The organism is Cohnella sp. GbtcB17, assembly GCF_019091135.1.
In the GTDB taxonomy this organism is placed as follows: domain Bacteria; phylum Bacillota; class Bacilli; order Paenibacillales; family Paenibacillaceae; genus Cohnella.
This window is the reverse complement of the sequence record NZ_JAGXJW010000005.1, coordinates 193774-208600: the sequence shown is the minus strand read 5'-3', so window position 1 is coordinate 208600 and position 14827 is coordinate 193774. Positions and strand designations below refer to the sequence as shown.

Sequence of the window (14827 nt, the reverse complement as noted above, 5' to 3'; positions counted from 1 at the left end):
GTTATGCCTCGTATTTGCCTAAAATTACGGTCGCATTGTGACCGCTGAAGCCGAACGAATCCGACAGCGCCACCTTCACGTCCGCTTGACGCGGCTCGTTCGGGACGTAGTCCAGGTCGCACTCGGGATCCTGGTTGTCGAGATTGATCGTCGGCGGCAGCACGCCGTTCTGGAGCGCCAGGCCGACGATGACCGCCTCGACACCGCCGGCGGCGCCGAGCATATGGCCGGTCATCGACTTGGTCGAGCTCACCGCGAGCTTGTGCGCATGCTCGCCGAACGTTCGCTTGATCGCCTCGGTCTCGGACTTGTCGCCGACAGGCGTCGAGGTGCCGTGTGCGTTGATGTAGCCGATCTCCTCGGGCGCGATACCCGCGTCCTTGATCGCTCTGGCCATGCAGCGCGCCGCGCCGTCCGGATCCGGCTCGGTCATGTGGTGAGCGTCGCCGCTCATGCCGTAGCCGATCACCTCGGCGTAGATATGCGCGCCGCGCGCGGTCGCATGCTCAAGCGACTCCAAGATGAGTACGCCCGCGCCTTCGCCCATAACGAAGCCGTCGCGGTCCGTATCGAACGGGCGGCTCGCCTTTTCGGGCTCTTCGTTGCGCGTGCTCATCGCGCGCATGTTGGAAAATCCGGCGACCGCGATCGGGCGAATCGTCGCCTCGGCGCCGCCGCAGATCATGACGTCGGCGTCGCCGCGCTGGATCAGCTTGTACGAATCGCCGATCGAGTGCGTGCCCGTCGCGCAAGCCGTGACGGCCGTCGTGTTGGGGCCCTTAGCGCCCGTCACGATGGAGATCTGGCCGCTCGCCATGTTCGCGATCATCATCGGGATAAAGAACGGACTGACGCGGCGCGGACCCTTTTCCATCAGGATCGTATGCTGGTCCTCCCAGGTGCCGAGACCGCCGATGCCGGAGCCGACGCTCACGCCGACGCGGTCGGCATCGGCGTTGACGCCAATCTCGAGTCCCGCGTCCTTGACGGCACTGAGCGAGGCCGCAAGGCCAAACTGCACGAAGCGGTCCATCCGGCGCGCTTCCTTCTTGTCGATGCCGTGCGCTTCGGGCTCCCAGTTCTTCACCTCGGCCGCGATCTTCGTCGGATAGTCGGCCGTATCGAACGCCTCGATGAGGCTTACGCCCGACTTGCCGGCGAGCAGGCTGTCCCAAAACGTATTCAAATCCGTGCCCAGGGAGGTGACCACTCCCATGCCGGTAACTACTACACGATGTGTCAAACCATGTTCACCTCTTCAGCCGATGCGTAAACGTTCGGCGCGCCTTTGACGGACGAGCCCGTTTCGCGTAGAAATCCGGGCCGTCCGGACGCGGCAAGCGCCCGGACTCCCGGAACGGATGACAAGCAATTCTAACGTACACAAGCCGGCGACCGCGTGGGGACGGCTCCCGTCATTTATTGCAGCGATTCGTCCGCGCGGGATGAATCGTTCTAATAAATACGGCGACCGCAGCGGCGGGCGCATACCCGGCCCGATATAGGTAGCGACGGCCCGGGACCGTCCGAACACGGAAGGCCGCCGGGCCGCAGACCCAAAAAATGGATGCGTAATGTGGAGAAGTCCCGCTCTTCGAAGCGGGACCTTGACAGATCAGTTAGGCATGAGATTGTATGTAATTTACGACTTCTCCCACCGTAGTGATCTTCTCTGCATCCTCATCGGAGATCTCCAAGTCGAATTCGTCTTCGAGTTCCATTACCAGTTCGACGACATCGAGAGAGTCGGCGCCCAAGTCATCCTTAAAGTTCGCTTCGTTGGTGACTTCGGCCTCTTCTACACCCAGGCGTTCGACCACGATGCGTTTAACGCGATCATATACATCGGACATCCGGTTCACCTCCCTTTTGGTATTATACGAGATAGATGGACAAAAAGCCAGCGCGTAAACGGTTCCGCGAAAGCCCCTTCATCCGGTGCGCCGCACGCCCGCGAACCTGCGTCCGCCGGGGTACGGCAGCGTTTTACATATACATGCCGCCGTCGACGTGGATCGTCTGGCCGGTCATATAAGACGCGCCGTCCGACGCCAGGTACAACACGCTCGACGCGATCTCCTCCGGACTGCCCATGCGGCCAAGCGGAATGTCCTTCAGCATCGCTTCCCGAAGATCGGCCGGGAGTTTGTCGGTCATGTCCGTCTCGATGAAGCCCGGCGCTACCGCATTGACCGTGATGCCGCGCGACGCCAGCTCCCTCGCCGCGGACTTCGTCAGTCCGATGACGCCGGCTTTAGCCGCCACGTAGTTCGCCTGTCCCGCGTTGCCTAGCACGCCGACGACCGAGGAAATGTTGATGATGCGCCCGTAGCGCTGTTTCATCATCGGACGGGTGACCGCCTTGATGCCGTTGAACACGCCTTTGAGATTCGTCTCAATGACGGCGTCGAATTCTTCTTCCTTCATGCGCATGATCAGGTTGTCCCGCGTGATGCCGGCGTTGTTGACGAGAATGTCGAGCTTGCCGAACGCCTCAATCGCGGTCTGCACCATCGCGTCGAACTCCGCCGCCTTGCCGACGTTCGCCTGAACTACGATCGCCTTGCGGCCGAGCGCTTCGATCGCGTCCGCCGTCTCTCTTGCCGCAGCCTCGCCGCCCGCGTAATTCACGGCGACGTCGCAGCCGGCTTCGGCGAGCGCGAGCGCGATGGCCCTGCCGATGCCGCGCGATGCGCCGGTCACGAGCGCGGCTTTGCCGCTTAGATCAAACTCCGCCATATTATTACCCCTCTCGCGTTAGGCATAATCACCAAATCCGACTTCGTTCAGCGGCGCTCCGCTTTAACCGAGCTTGGCCTCGTTCACGCCGGCCGCGCCGTTCACGGACACAACCCGCACCGTCTTGTCGATCTTCTTGATCAATCCGGCCAGCACGGTGCCCGACCCGATCTCGACGAACGTATCCACTCCCTCGCCGATCAGGTAGCGAATACTGTCTTCCCAAAGCACGGGAGACACGACCTGCTCCACGAGCAGCTCCCGCAGGCGTGCGCCTTCGCTGACCGCGGTCGCCGTCACATTGGCGATCACCGGTACCTCCGCGTCGCGGAAGGCGACTTCGTCGAGCTTGGCCGCGAGACGGTCCGCCGCGGGACGCATGAGCGACGAGTGGAATGGGCCGCTGACGTCCAGCGGGACGACCCGCTTGGCGCCCGCTTCCTTGCCGCGCTCGACGACCGCCGCCACGCCGGCGGCCGAGCCGGATACGACGATCTGTCCCGGGCAGTTGACGTTGGCAAGTTCGACCAGCGCGCCGCCGGACGTAATGTCGCGGCAGAGCGCGTCAAGCGCTTCCCGCTCGGCGCCGAGCGTCGCCGCCATCGCGCCTTGGCCGCTTGGCACAGCTTCTTCCATGAACGTGCCGCGCGCGCGAACGAGCCGGAGCGCGTCGGCGAAGTCGAGGACGTTCGCCGCGACAAGCGCGCTGTACTCGCCGAGGCTGTGGCCGGCGACGTAGTCGGGCTTCACGCCCCGCGCCTTGAACGCCTCAAGCAGCGCGACGCTGGTCGCGAGCAGCGCCGGCTGGGTGTTTGCGGTCTGGCGGAGCGAATCCTCCGGCCCTTCGAAGCAAAGCGCCGATACGGAAAATCCGAGCGCCCGGTCGGCGGCCTCGAAAATGCTGCGTGAAGCTTCGAACGCTTCGGCGGCGTCCTTGCCCATGCCGACCGCCTGCGCCCCTTGGCCGGGAAATACGAATGCGATTTTGCCCATGATCGTTCGTCAGCCTCCTCTATCCTTTACCAGACCAATACCGAAGCGCCCCAAGTCAGACCGCCGCCGAAGCCGACGAGCGCGATCGTATCGCCTTCGCTCACGCGACCTTCCTCGGCGGCTTCCGCCAGCGCGAGCGGAATCGAAGCCGCAGACATGTTGCCGTAGCGATCCACATTGATCACGCACTTCTCCGGCGGCAGCTCGAGCCGCTCGAGCGAGGCTTGAATGATGCGGATGTTCGCCTGGTGCGGCACGAGCAGATCGATCTCGGACTTGTCGACGCCCGCCTTGCGCAGCGCTTCTTCCGCGGCATTGCCCATGATCCGGGCCGCGAACTTGAACACCTCGCGCCCGTTCATCTCGATGAAGTGGCGTTTGCCGGCGACCGTCTCCTCGGACGAAGGCTGGCGCGAGCCGCCGCCCTGGATGCGCAGATGCGGGCCGCCGGCGCCGTCGGCGCCGAGCTCGAACGATTTGAAGCCGCGTCCCTCGGGCACTTCGCCGATGACGACGGCGCCCGCGCCGTCGCCGAACAGCACGCAGGTGTTGCGATCGGTATAATCCGTGATCCTGGACAGCGTGTCGGCGCCGATGACGAGCGCGTACTTGTACATGCCGAGCGCGATGAAGCCGGATGCGTTGGCGAGCCCGTAGATGAAGCCGGAGCAGGCGGCTGACAGATCGAACGCGGCCGCCTTCTTCGCGCCGAGCCGGTCCTGCAGGATGCAGGCGGTCGACGGAAAAAACATGTCCGGCGTAATCGTCGCGACGATGATCAGATCAAGCTGATCCGCCGTGATGTTGGCCGACGCCAGCGCCCTGACGGCCGCCTCGTACGCCAGATCGCTCGTTGCCTCGTGCTCGGCCGCAATGCGGCGCTCGCGAATGCCTGTGCGGCTCACGATCCACTCGTCGTTCGTCTCCACCATTTGCTCGAGCTCTTGGTTCGTCAGTCGGCGCTCCGGCGCGTACTTGCCGATGCCGAGGACGCCTACGGGAATTCCATTCATCGTCTTCTCTCTCACTTTCCGCCGAATTCTTCGGCCAATGCAGGGATGAGTCCGTTGTCGATCGCGGCTACCGTGTGTCGGATCGCATGCATCGTCGCATTGGCGTCCGAGGAGCCGTGGCTCTTGACGATCAGACCGTTCACGCCAAGCAGCGGCGCGCCGTTGTACACCTTGTAGTCCATCATTTTTCCGACGCGCCTGAAGTTAGGCCGCAGAACGGCCGCCGCCAGCTTCGAGCGCAGGCTGCTCGTCAGCTCCTGCTTCAGCAGGCCGAACACCGTCTCGGCGGCGCCTTCGATCGCTTTGAGCAGGATGTTGCCCGAAAACCCGTCGCAGACGAGCACGTCGCAGCTGCGGCCGAGCACGTCGCGCGCTTCGACGTTGCCGATAAAGTGGATCGGCGCCGTCTCGAGCAGCTCGAACGCGGCTTTGCTCAGCTCGTTGCCTTTGGCCGCTTCGGTGCCGACGTTCAGCAGTCCGACCTTGGGCTTCGCCAGTCCGTGCACCTTCTGCCTGTACATGCTGCCCATAAGCGCGTATTGCAGCAGGTGCTCGGGCTTCGCGTCCATATTGGCGCCGAGATCGAGCGTCAGAACGCCCTTGCCGTCCGTCGTCGGGAACAGCGAGGTCAGGCCCGGCCGGTCGATGCCTTTGAGCCTGCCCAGCACGAGCAGCCCCGCGGCCATGAGAGCGCCGGTATTGCCCGCCGAGATCATCGCGTCGGCGGCGCCCTCCTTCACCATGCGGGCGGCTACGTTCATCGAAGCGTCCGGCTTGCGGCGCACGGCGCGAACAGGCTCGTCGTCAGGCTCGATGATATCGGCCGCGGGCACGACCGTCACGTTCGAAGGCTTGCCGACGCCCAGCAGTGGACTCAGCGCCTCGGGCCGCCCGACGAGCAGCAGCTCCGCCTTCGGCCACTGCGAGGCCGCGGCCAGTGCGCCTTCTACCGTCGAGCGGGGCGCATGGTCGCCGCCCATCGCATCTATCGCGATTTTCATGCCTCTCCCGCTCCTTCCACGTCCGCAGCGCCTGCGGAGCGATAAATCACAAAGTTGCCTTGAAACACCATTTCGTCGCCGACGTAAGTGAATACCTCCACCTTCGCCTTGCCTTTCTGAACGCCGCTGGATCTCACGTATGCCTTTGCGATGCACTTCTCCCCGAGTCTCGCGGGACGAATGAACCGGATATCCGCCGACGCGGTCAGCGCGATCTCGTCGTTGATGACGGCGACCGCGAGCGAGTTCGCCTGCGCGAATACGTGGTGCCCCCGCGCGATGCCGCTGCGGGAGAAGACGTGCTCGTCCCGAATCTCGAACATGGAGATGCCGCTCTTGTCGAGCTGCAGATCGAGGATGTCCCCGATCACCTCGTGCAGCGGCAGCGATCGGACCGGATCGTAGGAGCGCTCCGCCATCAGCTTGAGCCGCTCGCGCAGCTCCGGAATCGCCAGCTCCAGCCTGTCGAGCCGGATCGTCTGGATGCTCACTTTGAGCAGGCGGGTCAATTCCCGGTCGGTCAGGAACGGATTTTCTTCGATGAGGCGGGCGAGCTGCTGATGGCGTTGCTTTTTGGGCATGCGTTCCATGGGCGACACCGCCTTATATGTTCATACTGATACCTGGTGCCAATCCGACATAAAGAAAAACGCGCCTTGACGCTAGTCACGCCGGGACGCGTTATTTCATTATTGCTTGATGATTTCGCGGGATTTGTACGTGCCGCAAACCTTGCACACGCGGTGCGAGATTTTCAGTTCTCCGCATTGTTCGCACTTGACCAAACCCGGAACGACCAATTTGAAGTGCGTCCGGCGCTTGTTTTTGCGGGCTTTGGATGTTTTGCCAAAAGGTACTGCCATGTTCCCACCTCCTTACCAGAGTCGAAAGCGAAAGCGGCCTCTATCGGCATTCCTATTTCGATGTCGTTATGAACGTTCGGAATCGAACCAGCCTTTGAGCGCCTCCAGCCTCGGATCGATCTTGACCGGCCGCGGCCGCTCGGGCTTGCCGTTCAGGTCTTCGCCGGTCTCCGGGTCGAGTCCCTTGCAGTCTTCGCTGCAGGTCGGCGACAGCGGCAGATTCAGCAGCAGTTCGTCCGTCAAATAAGGCCGAAGCTCCAACTGATCGCCGTGGAACGGCACGAAGTCCTCGTCGTCCTGCTCTCCGAGATCCGCCACTTCCTTCGAGACTTGCTTAAAGCTCTCGCTGTAAGGAATGTGAAGCGGCTCTTCGAACTTGGTCAAGCAACGAACGCATGTCCATTCGAGATTGCAGTCCAGCTGGCCGGCTACCTTGACGAACTCGCCGGAAGGCTCGGCCGTGACGTCCGCTTCGAGCGGACCGGCCGGACGCACGCCGGGCACCTGCGACAGCAGTTCGGCGACGTCGATCGTCTCGTGCAGCGTCAGGCTGCTGGCCTTGGCTGCCTTCAGCTCCTGTACGTTGAGCAACATATGATCACTCCAAACAAACAAAAGTAATTATAGACGCGGCGCGACGCTTTTGTCAACATTTAACGCGCCGGACGGCATGGGCGGCCCGAATGGGAATTCAAGCCTTCATTCATGTTATCATATCCTTAATTCGCGCTTCAAAGGAGCGTTCGCCATGTCCACCGTCGGCGTCGTCGTCGAATACAATCCGCTTCACAACGGTCATCTCTATCATATACAACAATCGCGCAAAATAACGGACGCCGAATCTGTCATCGCCGTCATGAGCGGCCACTTTTTGCAGCGCGGCGAGCCGGCCGTCGCGGACAAATGGTCCCGGGCGGAAATGGCGCTGCGCGCGGGCTGCGATCTCGTGCTCGAGCTGCCCGTCGCCTACAGCGCGCAGCCGGCCCAATGGTTCGCGTACGGCGCGGTCGCCGCGCTGGCGGCCACCGGCGTCTGCGACGCGCTCTGCTTCGGCAGCGAGAGCGGCGACGCCGACGCGCTGTCCCGGCTCGCGGATCGGCTGGCCGCCGAGCCCGAGTCGATGCGGCTGCGGCTCGCCGAGCTGCTGAAGAAGGGCCTGCCTTATCCGAGCGCGTACGCCGCGGCCGCCAGAGAGCTGCTGGAAGCGGCGGGCGAAACCGATGCTTCATTTGGTCTGTCGGAGCCGAACCATACGCTCGGACTTCATTATTTGCTCGCGCTGCGCAAGCTGGGCAGCCCGATGCGGGCGCTGTCCATCCGGCGCGAAAAGTCCGGCTACAATCAAACCGAGATTACCGATACCGCCATCGCCAGCGCCACGGCGCTGCGCAAGCTCATCGGCGAAGCGGGCGGCGCGCTGGACGGCCTCGCCCCTTATGTGCCCGCTTCGACGCTTGCGGTGCTTCGCCGGGAGGCGGCTGCCGGCAAAGCCCCGGTAACTTGGGACGCTTTCGCGCGGCCGCTGTTCCATCTGCTCGCTTCACTGCCTGCCTCGGAGCTGGCGACCTACGCCGAGGTGACCGAGGGGCTGGAGCACCGTATCAAGGGCGCGCTGAGGGATATACGGTCCTGGCGGGTGGACGAGCTGCTGGACCTGCTCAAGACGAAGCGGTACACGCGCACGAAGCTGCAGCGGACGCTCGCGCGCATCCTGCTCGGCCACCGGAAGGAAGAGCTCGATGCCGAGCGGCTGGCTGCGGGCGTGCAGTACGTCCGCGTGCTTGGCTTCACGGCGCGGGGACAAGCGCTGCTGAAGCGCATGAAAAAGACGGCCGCCGTGCCGGTCGTCCACAGCGCCGCGGACGGCGACTGGCCGTATCTGGCGATGGACGTGCGGGCAACCGCGGTCTATGCCGCAGCGCTCACCGCATCGCGGCCGGCCGACGCCTGGCGGGATTTTACGGAGCCGCCGGTGCGAGTGTGACGGCGACCGCCGCTTACAGATCCTGGGACATGCGGATCATGTCTCTGCACGGGATGCCGTTTTCGAAGATCGGCTCGTCGTAATGCCGGACGAAGAAGTCGATATCCACGCCGACGATGCGGAACCCGCATTTTTGATAAAGCGCCAGCTGTCCGACGCTCGAATTGCCGGTTCCCACCTCGATCGTCCGGTAGCCTTCGCGCCGGGCGGTGTCGATGGCGTGGAGGACGAGCGCCTTGCCGATTCCCTGCCCCTGATGACGCTCGTCGACCGCGACGTTCACTAGCTCTGCCGTGTCCGGCCTTGTTGGCAGCAGGACGTATACGCCGACAAGGTCCTCATCCGCCGTCTTCGCCACATAGCACGCCCCGCGTCGCAAGTACTGCGCAATCAGCTTTTCCGACGGATCGGCGAGCAGCAGCAAATCCATCGGCGGACTTTCCGCGGGACTTAACCTTTCGATTCGCATATTTCCTCTCTCCTCTTGCCTGCCGCATCCCGGCATCCTCCTGCACGGACAAGGCTGGTCTATCGCCGGACGGGCATGCGTACATTGTACCATGTCCCATTGAGCGGCCATGGCTTTGTCTTGCGCTTCTGCGGCGCTTTGGTACCACCAGCCATCCGTTAGACCCGAATGGGCGTGAGGAGGCGGCGTTCATGCCGGAATCCGCGTCGCGCAAAAAATCGTTTCTCATTTCCGTTTTTCTCGGTGGCTGCGCGCTGGCGCTCGTCGTAGGCATCGTTAAATCGCCGGACGAGGCGTTCCGCGCTTCGTTGGGTGGACTCGAAATCTGGTGGGACACCGTCTTCCCAGGCCTGCTCCCGCCGCTCATGCTTGCCGAGCTGCTCGCCGCCTCGGGCCTGCTTCACGGCATCGCGGCACTCGGCAGTCCGCTGTTCCGCCGGCTGTTCAAGCTGCCCGCTGCGGCGGGCTGGGTCGCGGCCTTCGGCTGGACCGCAGGCATGCCCGCCGGCGCCAGAGAGACGGCGCGCCTGCGGGACCGCGGCCTGATTCGCGGGCGCGAGGCCGAGTCGCTGCTGCTGCTGTCGCACATGCCGAATCCGTTTCTCGTCATCGTCGTGGTCGGCAGCGGCTTCCTGCAAGCCCCCGTCTACGGATGGGCGATCGTCACGGGGCTGTGGATATCCGGCATCGCGGCGGGCATGCTGTGGCCGCGGTTATCCGGACGCAATCCCGTGTCTGACGAACCGTTCGCCGAGTCGTCCGACGAACCGTCTCGCGACGACGAACTTGCCGCCCGGCCACCCGGCTCCGCCCTGCGCCGCGCCTTCCGGGCGATGCAGGAGGCGCGCCTCGACGACGCGCGTCCCTTCGGCAAGCAGACCGCCGACGCCGTCACGAGCGCCGTCGCCACGCTTTTTGCGATCGGCGGACTTATGATGATGAGCGCCGTCGTGCTGCGCATTTTGCAGACGGCGCTGCCCGGCAACGACGCCTGGCTGACGATTCCCAGCCTGTACGAAATGCACCTCGGCGCCTATGCCTCCGGACGCTCGGCGCTGTTCGAGTCAGCGCCGGCCAAAGCCGCCGCGCTTATCGCCGCGGCGCTCGCCTGGAGCGGCGTCAGCGGCCTGCTTCAAGCCAGGGCCGCCTGGAGCGGCAGCCGGTTCCCCTGGTCTCGCTTCATTGCCGGCCGCCTGCTCCATGCCGCGCTCGCCCTGGCCGCGACCTACCCGCTCGCTGTCGCCGCCGAGCGCGGCTGGTTCGCGCCGCTCGCGCCGGTATGGCGCGGCGTCGCCGGTTCGCTCGGCGCGTCCGAGCCGGCGGCCGGCCCGCTCCCGTCGGGCTGGGCGCTGCTGCCCGGGACGACGCTTGCCGCGATCGCCTGTCTCGGCATCTTCGTCCTGCTCGCCCTGCTCGCGGCGCTCATCTCGCCTCGCCGCAGAGGCGGCAAGCGCCCGAAATAATTGCGGGCAGGCATCGGCCAAGACGGCAAAATGGGCGCCCGCCGCAATATCGTCGCGGAAGGCGCCCGTTTGGCCGATCATTGGCCTATCTTCGGCCGATCGTCAGTCACGCTTGCCGAACTTGCCCCGCAGCGCCGCCTCGACCGCCGGCGGCACGAGATCCTGCACCGCGCCGTCGAACTTGGCGATCTCTTTGACGATGCTCGAGCTGAGATACGAATATTTGGGATTTGTCATCATAAAAATCGTCTCGATTCCCTCGTCGAGCTGACGATTCGTCGAAGCCATCTGCAGCTCGTACTCGAAGTCCGTGACCGAGCGGATGCCCCGCACGATCACTTGAGCCTGCTGCGACCGCATATAACGCACGAGCAGGTCCCTGAAGCTCCCGATCTCCACGTTCGGCAGATCCTTCGTCACTTCGAGCAGCAGGCTCGTCCGCTCTTCGACCGTGAACAGCGGGCTTTTGGTCGTATTGTTCAGCACCGCGACGATCAATCTGTCGTACTGCTTCGCCGAACGCCGGATGATGTCAAGATGTCCGAACGTGACCGGGTCGAAGCTGCCCGGGTACACCGCGATGCGATGCTCGCTCTCCGACCGGTTCGATTTGGCGTTCATCTTAGGCTTCGCCTCCGTATCTATAGATGGAAATCGCGGTCTCGCCGTACAGCGCAAGCCTTCGCCGCTCGAATATGCCGATTCGCTCCCCGTACGCGAAGGCGGACTCATGCTCGATGACCGCCACCGTACGCTCGTCCGCCAGTCCGCGCGCCGTCAGATCCAGCAGAAGCTCGTCGCAATTTTTCATGGCATAAGGCGGATCCAGGAACACCAGGTCGAACGGCTCGCCGCCGCGCTGCTCCAGCAGACGGATCGCTTTGCCAGCGTCCTGACGGTACACCTCCGCCTTGTCCGCAAGCCGCGTCGCAGCCAGATTGGCGCGCACGACCTCGATGCTGCGCATGTTCGCGTCGACGAAGACGGCCTTCCCTGCGCCTCGGCTGAGCGCTTCGATCCCGAGTCCGCCGGTGCCGGCGAACAGATCGAGCACGCGCTCTCCGTCAAAATAAGGCCCGATCATGCTGAAGAGGGCTTCCTTCACTTTGTCCGTCGTCGGGCGGGTCGTCTGCCCCGGCACCGCCTTGAGCGGCCTTCCCCTCGCCTCTCCGGATATGACTCTCATCTGCGTTGTTCGACCCCCGCGTTACATGGTTTGCCCCGATTTGACAGCAAGACAGCCGCGGGTCCGCCGCGGCTTGGATGAGGCTTATGTTACCATATCGAGCCGTCTGCGGGAAGCCCGTCCCATGACGACGGACCGGCATGCGTCATTTTTTACTTGCGCGTATATTTTCCCTCGATGCGGCGATACTGCTACTACCGGCGTCGAGAGACGCCGGGGATAACCGCGGAGAAGGCTTACGTTTCCCCATAAGTTCTTCGTCCGGTTTCTTCTCTCCCATGAGGCCCTCGTCGCGAGACGGGGGTCGTTTTTTTGCGCCTTTTAGCCCTGGAAATTGTAACCGAGGTCACAGAAACGATTCGCTCGGCCGTGATATTCTTAAAGAGGTGCCATTAAACTTAAATCGATACTAGATGTAATGGAGTGTTGTCCGATGAAAAAGAAAATTGTCCTGCTCACCCTGATCGGCCTGCTGGCCGTCGGCGGCGTCGTCAGCGCCGCAAGCTTGTGGGGAACGTACAAAGGTTTCCCGAAAGTCAGATTGACGCTCGGCGGGCAGGCGATTGCGACGCAGGGTACGCCGGCCATCAATCTGCAAGGCTCAACGATGCTGCCGCTGTCCGCACTGAAAAGCGCAGGCGTAAGTTACACCTACGACGCCAAAAAGCAGACGGTCGACCTGAAGCCTGCCGGCGCCAATCTGGTGAAGCTGACGGAAGACGTCATGGCGCTCGGCGGAGACGGAATTACGCTCACGGACATCGAGGGCGACTTGACGGCGGTCGTCTATTATCCGTCCCTGTACGGCTTCGACGACGATTGGACGGACATCGACCAGATTTTCAAAAAGCTCGTGCCGGTCGGCGCCGTGTACATGCGGGTGTTCTACACCGATGCCGATGCGGAAAACATGATCGAAATCAAAACGTCCGACTACGACAAATTTCTGAAAGGCACGATCACGGACGACCAGCTTCAGCAGCTGTGGATTACGAGCGGTCCGCTGTTCGACGACGAAGAGGATTCGGGCGACGCGGAAACGCTCGGTTAACACCGCCTCTATACGGACGGCTCGATCGCGCTTATGGACGAATCTATGATAAGGACCGCCGAAGACCTCCACGGGAGGTCTTTTTTTCGCGCATATCGCTCATTAAAAATATAGCGCTTGACATTTGAACGACCGGAAACGTCCCCTTGACAGCCGTGTGCTATAGTGAGAAAGGAAATCAGTCCCCGAAAGGAGCCGTCTTATTGTTTCAGTACAGTCAGCAACACTACGAGGGCGTCAACTTCGGCAGCCAGGATTTAAAATACGGCGAGCTGACCGGCTGCACGTTTATCCGCTGCTCGTTCGCGCATGGCTCCATGGAGGAGATCGCGTCCCTCAAATGCCGTTTCGTCGGCTGCGATTTCCGCGGCGCATCGCTAAACGGCTCCGTCCATACGGACTCCGCGTTCGAAAATTGCAACTTCAACGGCGCGGATTTGTTCGTCTGCAAGTTCGATCGATGCAAAATGATGGGTTCCACTTTCTCAGGAGCTACCTTGGACGGAATCTCCATCCTCCAAGGCGACTGGTCATATACGAATCTTAGAAACGCCAAGCTGGCCAAGCAGGATTTGCGCGGCATCAAGTTTTACGAGGCGGACTTGGCCGGGGCGCAGTTGACAAAGGCGGATCTTAGAGACTGCGACCTATCGATGGCTTCGCTTGCCAAGGCGGACCTGCAGGGAGCGGACGCGAGAGGCGCCAAAATGGACGGCGTCGACTTCAAGCAATTTTCCGTATCCGGCGTGCGGATGGATCACGAGCAAGCGGTGCTGTTCTCCCTCTCGCATGGCGCCAAAGTCGACTGATCTTCGATCTCGTTCAAGCGACTTGCGCAAAGAGCGACAGAGCGCGTCAGATCGTTCACAAACGCGTCATTTCTTTTCCTCCCGCCTCGTCCTGTATAATAGAAGCATCAAGTACTGGGCGGTGAATCGACATGAACGGTCCGAAAGCGGTGGGGCTCGTGCTGGGCTACTGCCTGGCGGTGTTTTTGTTCGTCTTGATCATTTATTTGACGATCCGGTTTTCTACCTGACGCCCTGCGCATGAACGGCCGGCTCCTTAAGAGGGGCCGGCTTTTTTGCATTTTTCCGCTGCAAATTCACGTGTCCCCTTCCGGCTTTCGCCGATTCGCGTTCGCCTCCGTTTCAACCAGCTGCCGGATGTGTAAGAAAAAAATAACAGTACATGCGGGAAGGAGGTGTGATGACGCATGAAGCAGCAACGTCTCTCGCTTAGAAATTACTTGGCGTTCTTGGTGACCGAGGTGTCGGAAACGATCAAGCAGGATCCGCAATCCACGCCGCGTTCGCGCCGCTGAATCGTCATCACGCCCTTCCAGGCAGTCGGAAGCCGCCGTCCTTCGGCGGTTTTTTGCCGTTTGCCTGGTTTGCCTTGAGGTCAGTCGAATCGCCCAAGCCTTAGCGCCCGGAGCTTCATCGCCCGACAACAAAAACGTCATTTCAGTCCGAGGAAGGATAGACGCCTCCCCGGGTCCGTATGATAAACTAAGCGCATCAAACGCTCCCGAAAGGACGATCTCCATGAACCAAGCCGCGCAATATGCGGTCCCCATCCTGTTAGTCGCGTTTTTTTTGTATCGCCGCATCCGGCGAACGGTCGGCTTTCAACTGTACCGGCCGCGGAGGCTGCAGATTCGAATCGGCATCTTCGCCGTCATCGGCGTCATCCTGATCGCAGCCGGCTTCGTCCACCCGATCGTGTTCGCGGCTGACGCGGCGGGACTCGCCCTCGGCGGGCTGCTTGCCTGGTTCGCCATCCGGCACAGCGTCGTGGAGCGCCGCAGCGACGGGCTCTACTACCGGACGCACGTCGTCATCGAATCGCTCGTCATCGCGCTGTTCATCGGCCGCATCGCCTACCGGCTCCTGTTCGCAATGCAGGGCGCGCAGACGGCCGCGAATGCCGCCGGAGGCCCGGACACGCTGCAGCAATACGGCCGCGATCCCTGGACGGCCGCCATTTTCTTCATTCTGATCGCCTATTATGCAGGCTATTACATGTACGTGCTGCGCGCGGCGCCCAAGCGGGCGGCCTGACG

Annotated in this window: 17 protein-coding genes; 5 read left to right on the top strand and 12 right to left on the bottom strand. The window is 62.5% G+C overall.

Annotated elements, in window-relative coordinates:
• Position 1 precedes the first annotated feature (1 nt).
• From fabF to KVT38_RS04230, 9 genes are all read right to left on the bottom strand, one after another.
• The gene (gene fabF / locus KVT38_RS04270) at positions 2–1243 is read right to left on the bottom strand and encodes a beta-ketoacyl-ACP synthase II (protein WP_217592441.1); all 1242 of its coding nucleotides are present in this window, start codon (positions 1241–1243) and stop codon (positions 2–4) included.
• 376 nt (positions 1244–1619) lie between these two features.
• Positions 1620–1853, bottom strand: a complete 234-nt coding sequence (gene acpP / locus KVT38_RS04265; RefSeq protein WP_090117455.1) for an acyl carrier protein — start codon at positions 1851–1853, stop codon at positions 1620–1622.
• Positions 1854–1986: 133 nt separating this feature from the next.
• Positions 1987–2739, bottom strand: a complete 753-nt coding sequence (gene fabG, locus KVT38_RS04260) for a 3-oxoacyl-[acyl-carrier-protein] reductase (protein WP_217592440.1) — start codon at positions 2737–2739, stop codon at positions 1987–1989.
• Positions 2740–2802: 63 nt separating this feature from the next.
• Positions 2803–3732, bottom strand: coding sequence for an ACP S-malonyltransferase (fabD, locus tag KVT38_RS04255; RefSeq protein ID WP_217592439.1), 930 nt, complete (start codon positions 3730–3732; stop codon positions 2803–2805).
• A 26-nt stretch (positions 3733–3758) separates the two neighbouring features.
• Complete coding sequence (locus KVT38_RS04250; RefSeq protein ID WP_254638962.1) at positions 3759–4745, bottom strand: beta-ketoacyl-ACP synthase III; 987 nt, start codon at positions 4743–4745, stop codon at positions 3759–3761.
• A gap of 11 nt (positions 4746–4756) precedes the next feature.
• The gene (plsX, locus tag KVT38_RS04245) at positions 4757–5746 is read right to left on the bottom strand and encodes a phosphate acyltransferase PlsX (RefSeq protein ID WP_217592438.1); all 990 of its coding nucleotides are present in this window, start codon (positions 5744–5746) and stop codon (positions 4757–4759) included.
• The gene (gene fapR, locus KVT38_RS04240; RefSeq protein ID WP_217592455.1) at positions 5743–6327 is read right to left on the bottom strand and encodes a transcription factor FapR; all 585 of its coding nucleotides are present in this window, start codon (positions 6325–6327) and stop codon (positions 5743–5745) included. The genes plsX and fapR overlap by 4 nt, the downstream gene beginning before the upstream one ends.
• Before the next feature lie 108 nt (positions 6328–6435).
• Positions 6436–6609: a 50S ribosomal protein L32 gene (gene rpmF, locus KVT38_RS04235; protein ID WP_090117460.1), complete on the bottom strand. Its 174-nt coding sequence runs from the start codon at positions 6607–6609 to the stop codon at positions 6436–6438.
• Positions 6610–6675: 66 nt separating this feature from the next.
• The gene (locus KVT38_RS04230; protein ID WP_217592437.1) at positions 6676–7203 is read right to left on the bottom strand and encodes a YceD family protein; all 528 of its coding nucleotides are present in this window, start codon (positions 7201–7203) and stop codon (positions 6676–6678) included.
• A gap of 154 nt (positions 7204–7357) precedes the next feature.
• Between KVT38_RS04230 and KVT38_RS04225 the strand changes: the two genes are divergently transcribed.
• Entirely contained in the window at positions 7358–8593 is a 1236-nt protein-coding gene (locus tag KVT38_RS04225; RefSeq protein WP_217592436.1) for a nucleotidyltransferase, read from the top strand.
• 13 nt (positions 8594–8606) lie between these two features.
• Here the strand turns inward: KVT38_RS04225 and KVT38_RS04220 are convergent, their stop codons facing one another.
• A complete protein-coding gene (locus KVT38_RS04220; protein WP_217592435.1) occupies positions 8607–9062 on the bottom strand; it encodes a GNAT family N-acetyltransferase in 456 nt (151 codons plus the stop codon).
• Between the two features lie 191 nt (positions 9063–9253).
• On the opposite strand from KVT38_RS04220, the gene KVT38_RS04215 reads away from it, so the two are divergent.
• Positions 9254–10525, top strand: coding sequence for a hypothetical protein (locus KVT38_RS04215; RefSeq protein WP_217592434.1), 1272 nt, complete (start codon positions 9254–9256; stop codon positions 10523–10525).
• A 102-nt stretch (positions 10526–10627) separates the two neighbouring features.
• Here the strand turns inward: KVT38_RS04215 and coaD are convergent, their stop codons facing one another.
• Complete coding sequence (gene coaD, locus KVT38_RS04210; RefSeq protein WP_217592433.1) at positions 10628–11146, bottom strand: pantetheine-phosphate adenylyltransferase; 519 nt, start codon at positions 11144–11146, stop codon at positions 10628–10630.
• A 1-nt stretch (position 11147) separates the two neighbouring features.
• Positions 11148–11711 (bottom strand): 16S rRNA (guanine(966)-N(2))-methyltransferase RsmD, encoded by a 564-nt coding sequence (gene rsmD, locus KVT38_RS04205; RefSeq protein ID WP_217592432.1) that lies wholly within the window; start codon positions 11709–11711, stop codon positions 11148–11150.
• A gap of 433 nt (positions 11712–12144) precedes the next feature.
• On the opposite strand from rsmD, the gene KVT38_RS04200 reads away from it, so the two are divergent.
• From KVT38_RS04200 to KVT38_RS04190, 3 genes are all read left to right on the top strand, one after another.
• Entirely contained in the window at positions 12145–12762 is a 618-nt protein-coding gene (locus KVT38_RS04200; RefSeq protein ID WP_217592431.1) for a hypothetical protein, read from the top strand.
• A gap of 203 nt (positions 12763–12965) precedes the next feature.
• The gene (locus tag KVT38_RS04195) at positions 12966–13571 is read left to right on the top strand and encodes a pentapeptide repeat-containing protein (protein ID WP_217592430.1); all 606 of its coding nucleotides are present in this window, start codon (positions 12966–12968) and stop codon (positions 13569–13571) included.
• Positions 13572–14309: 738 nt separating this feature from the next.
• Complete coding sequence (locus tag KVT38_RS04190) at positions 14310–14825, top strand: CcdC protein domain-containing protein (protein WP_217592429.1); 516 nt, start codon at positions 14310–14312, stop codon at positions 14823–14825.
• The last annotated feature ends 2 nt before the right edge of the window (positions 14826–14827 follow it).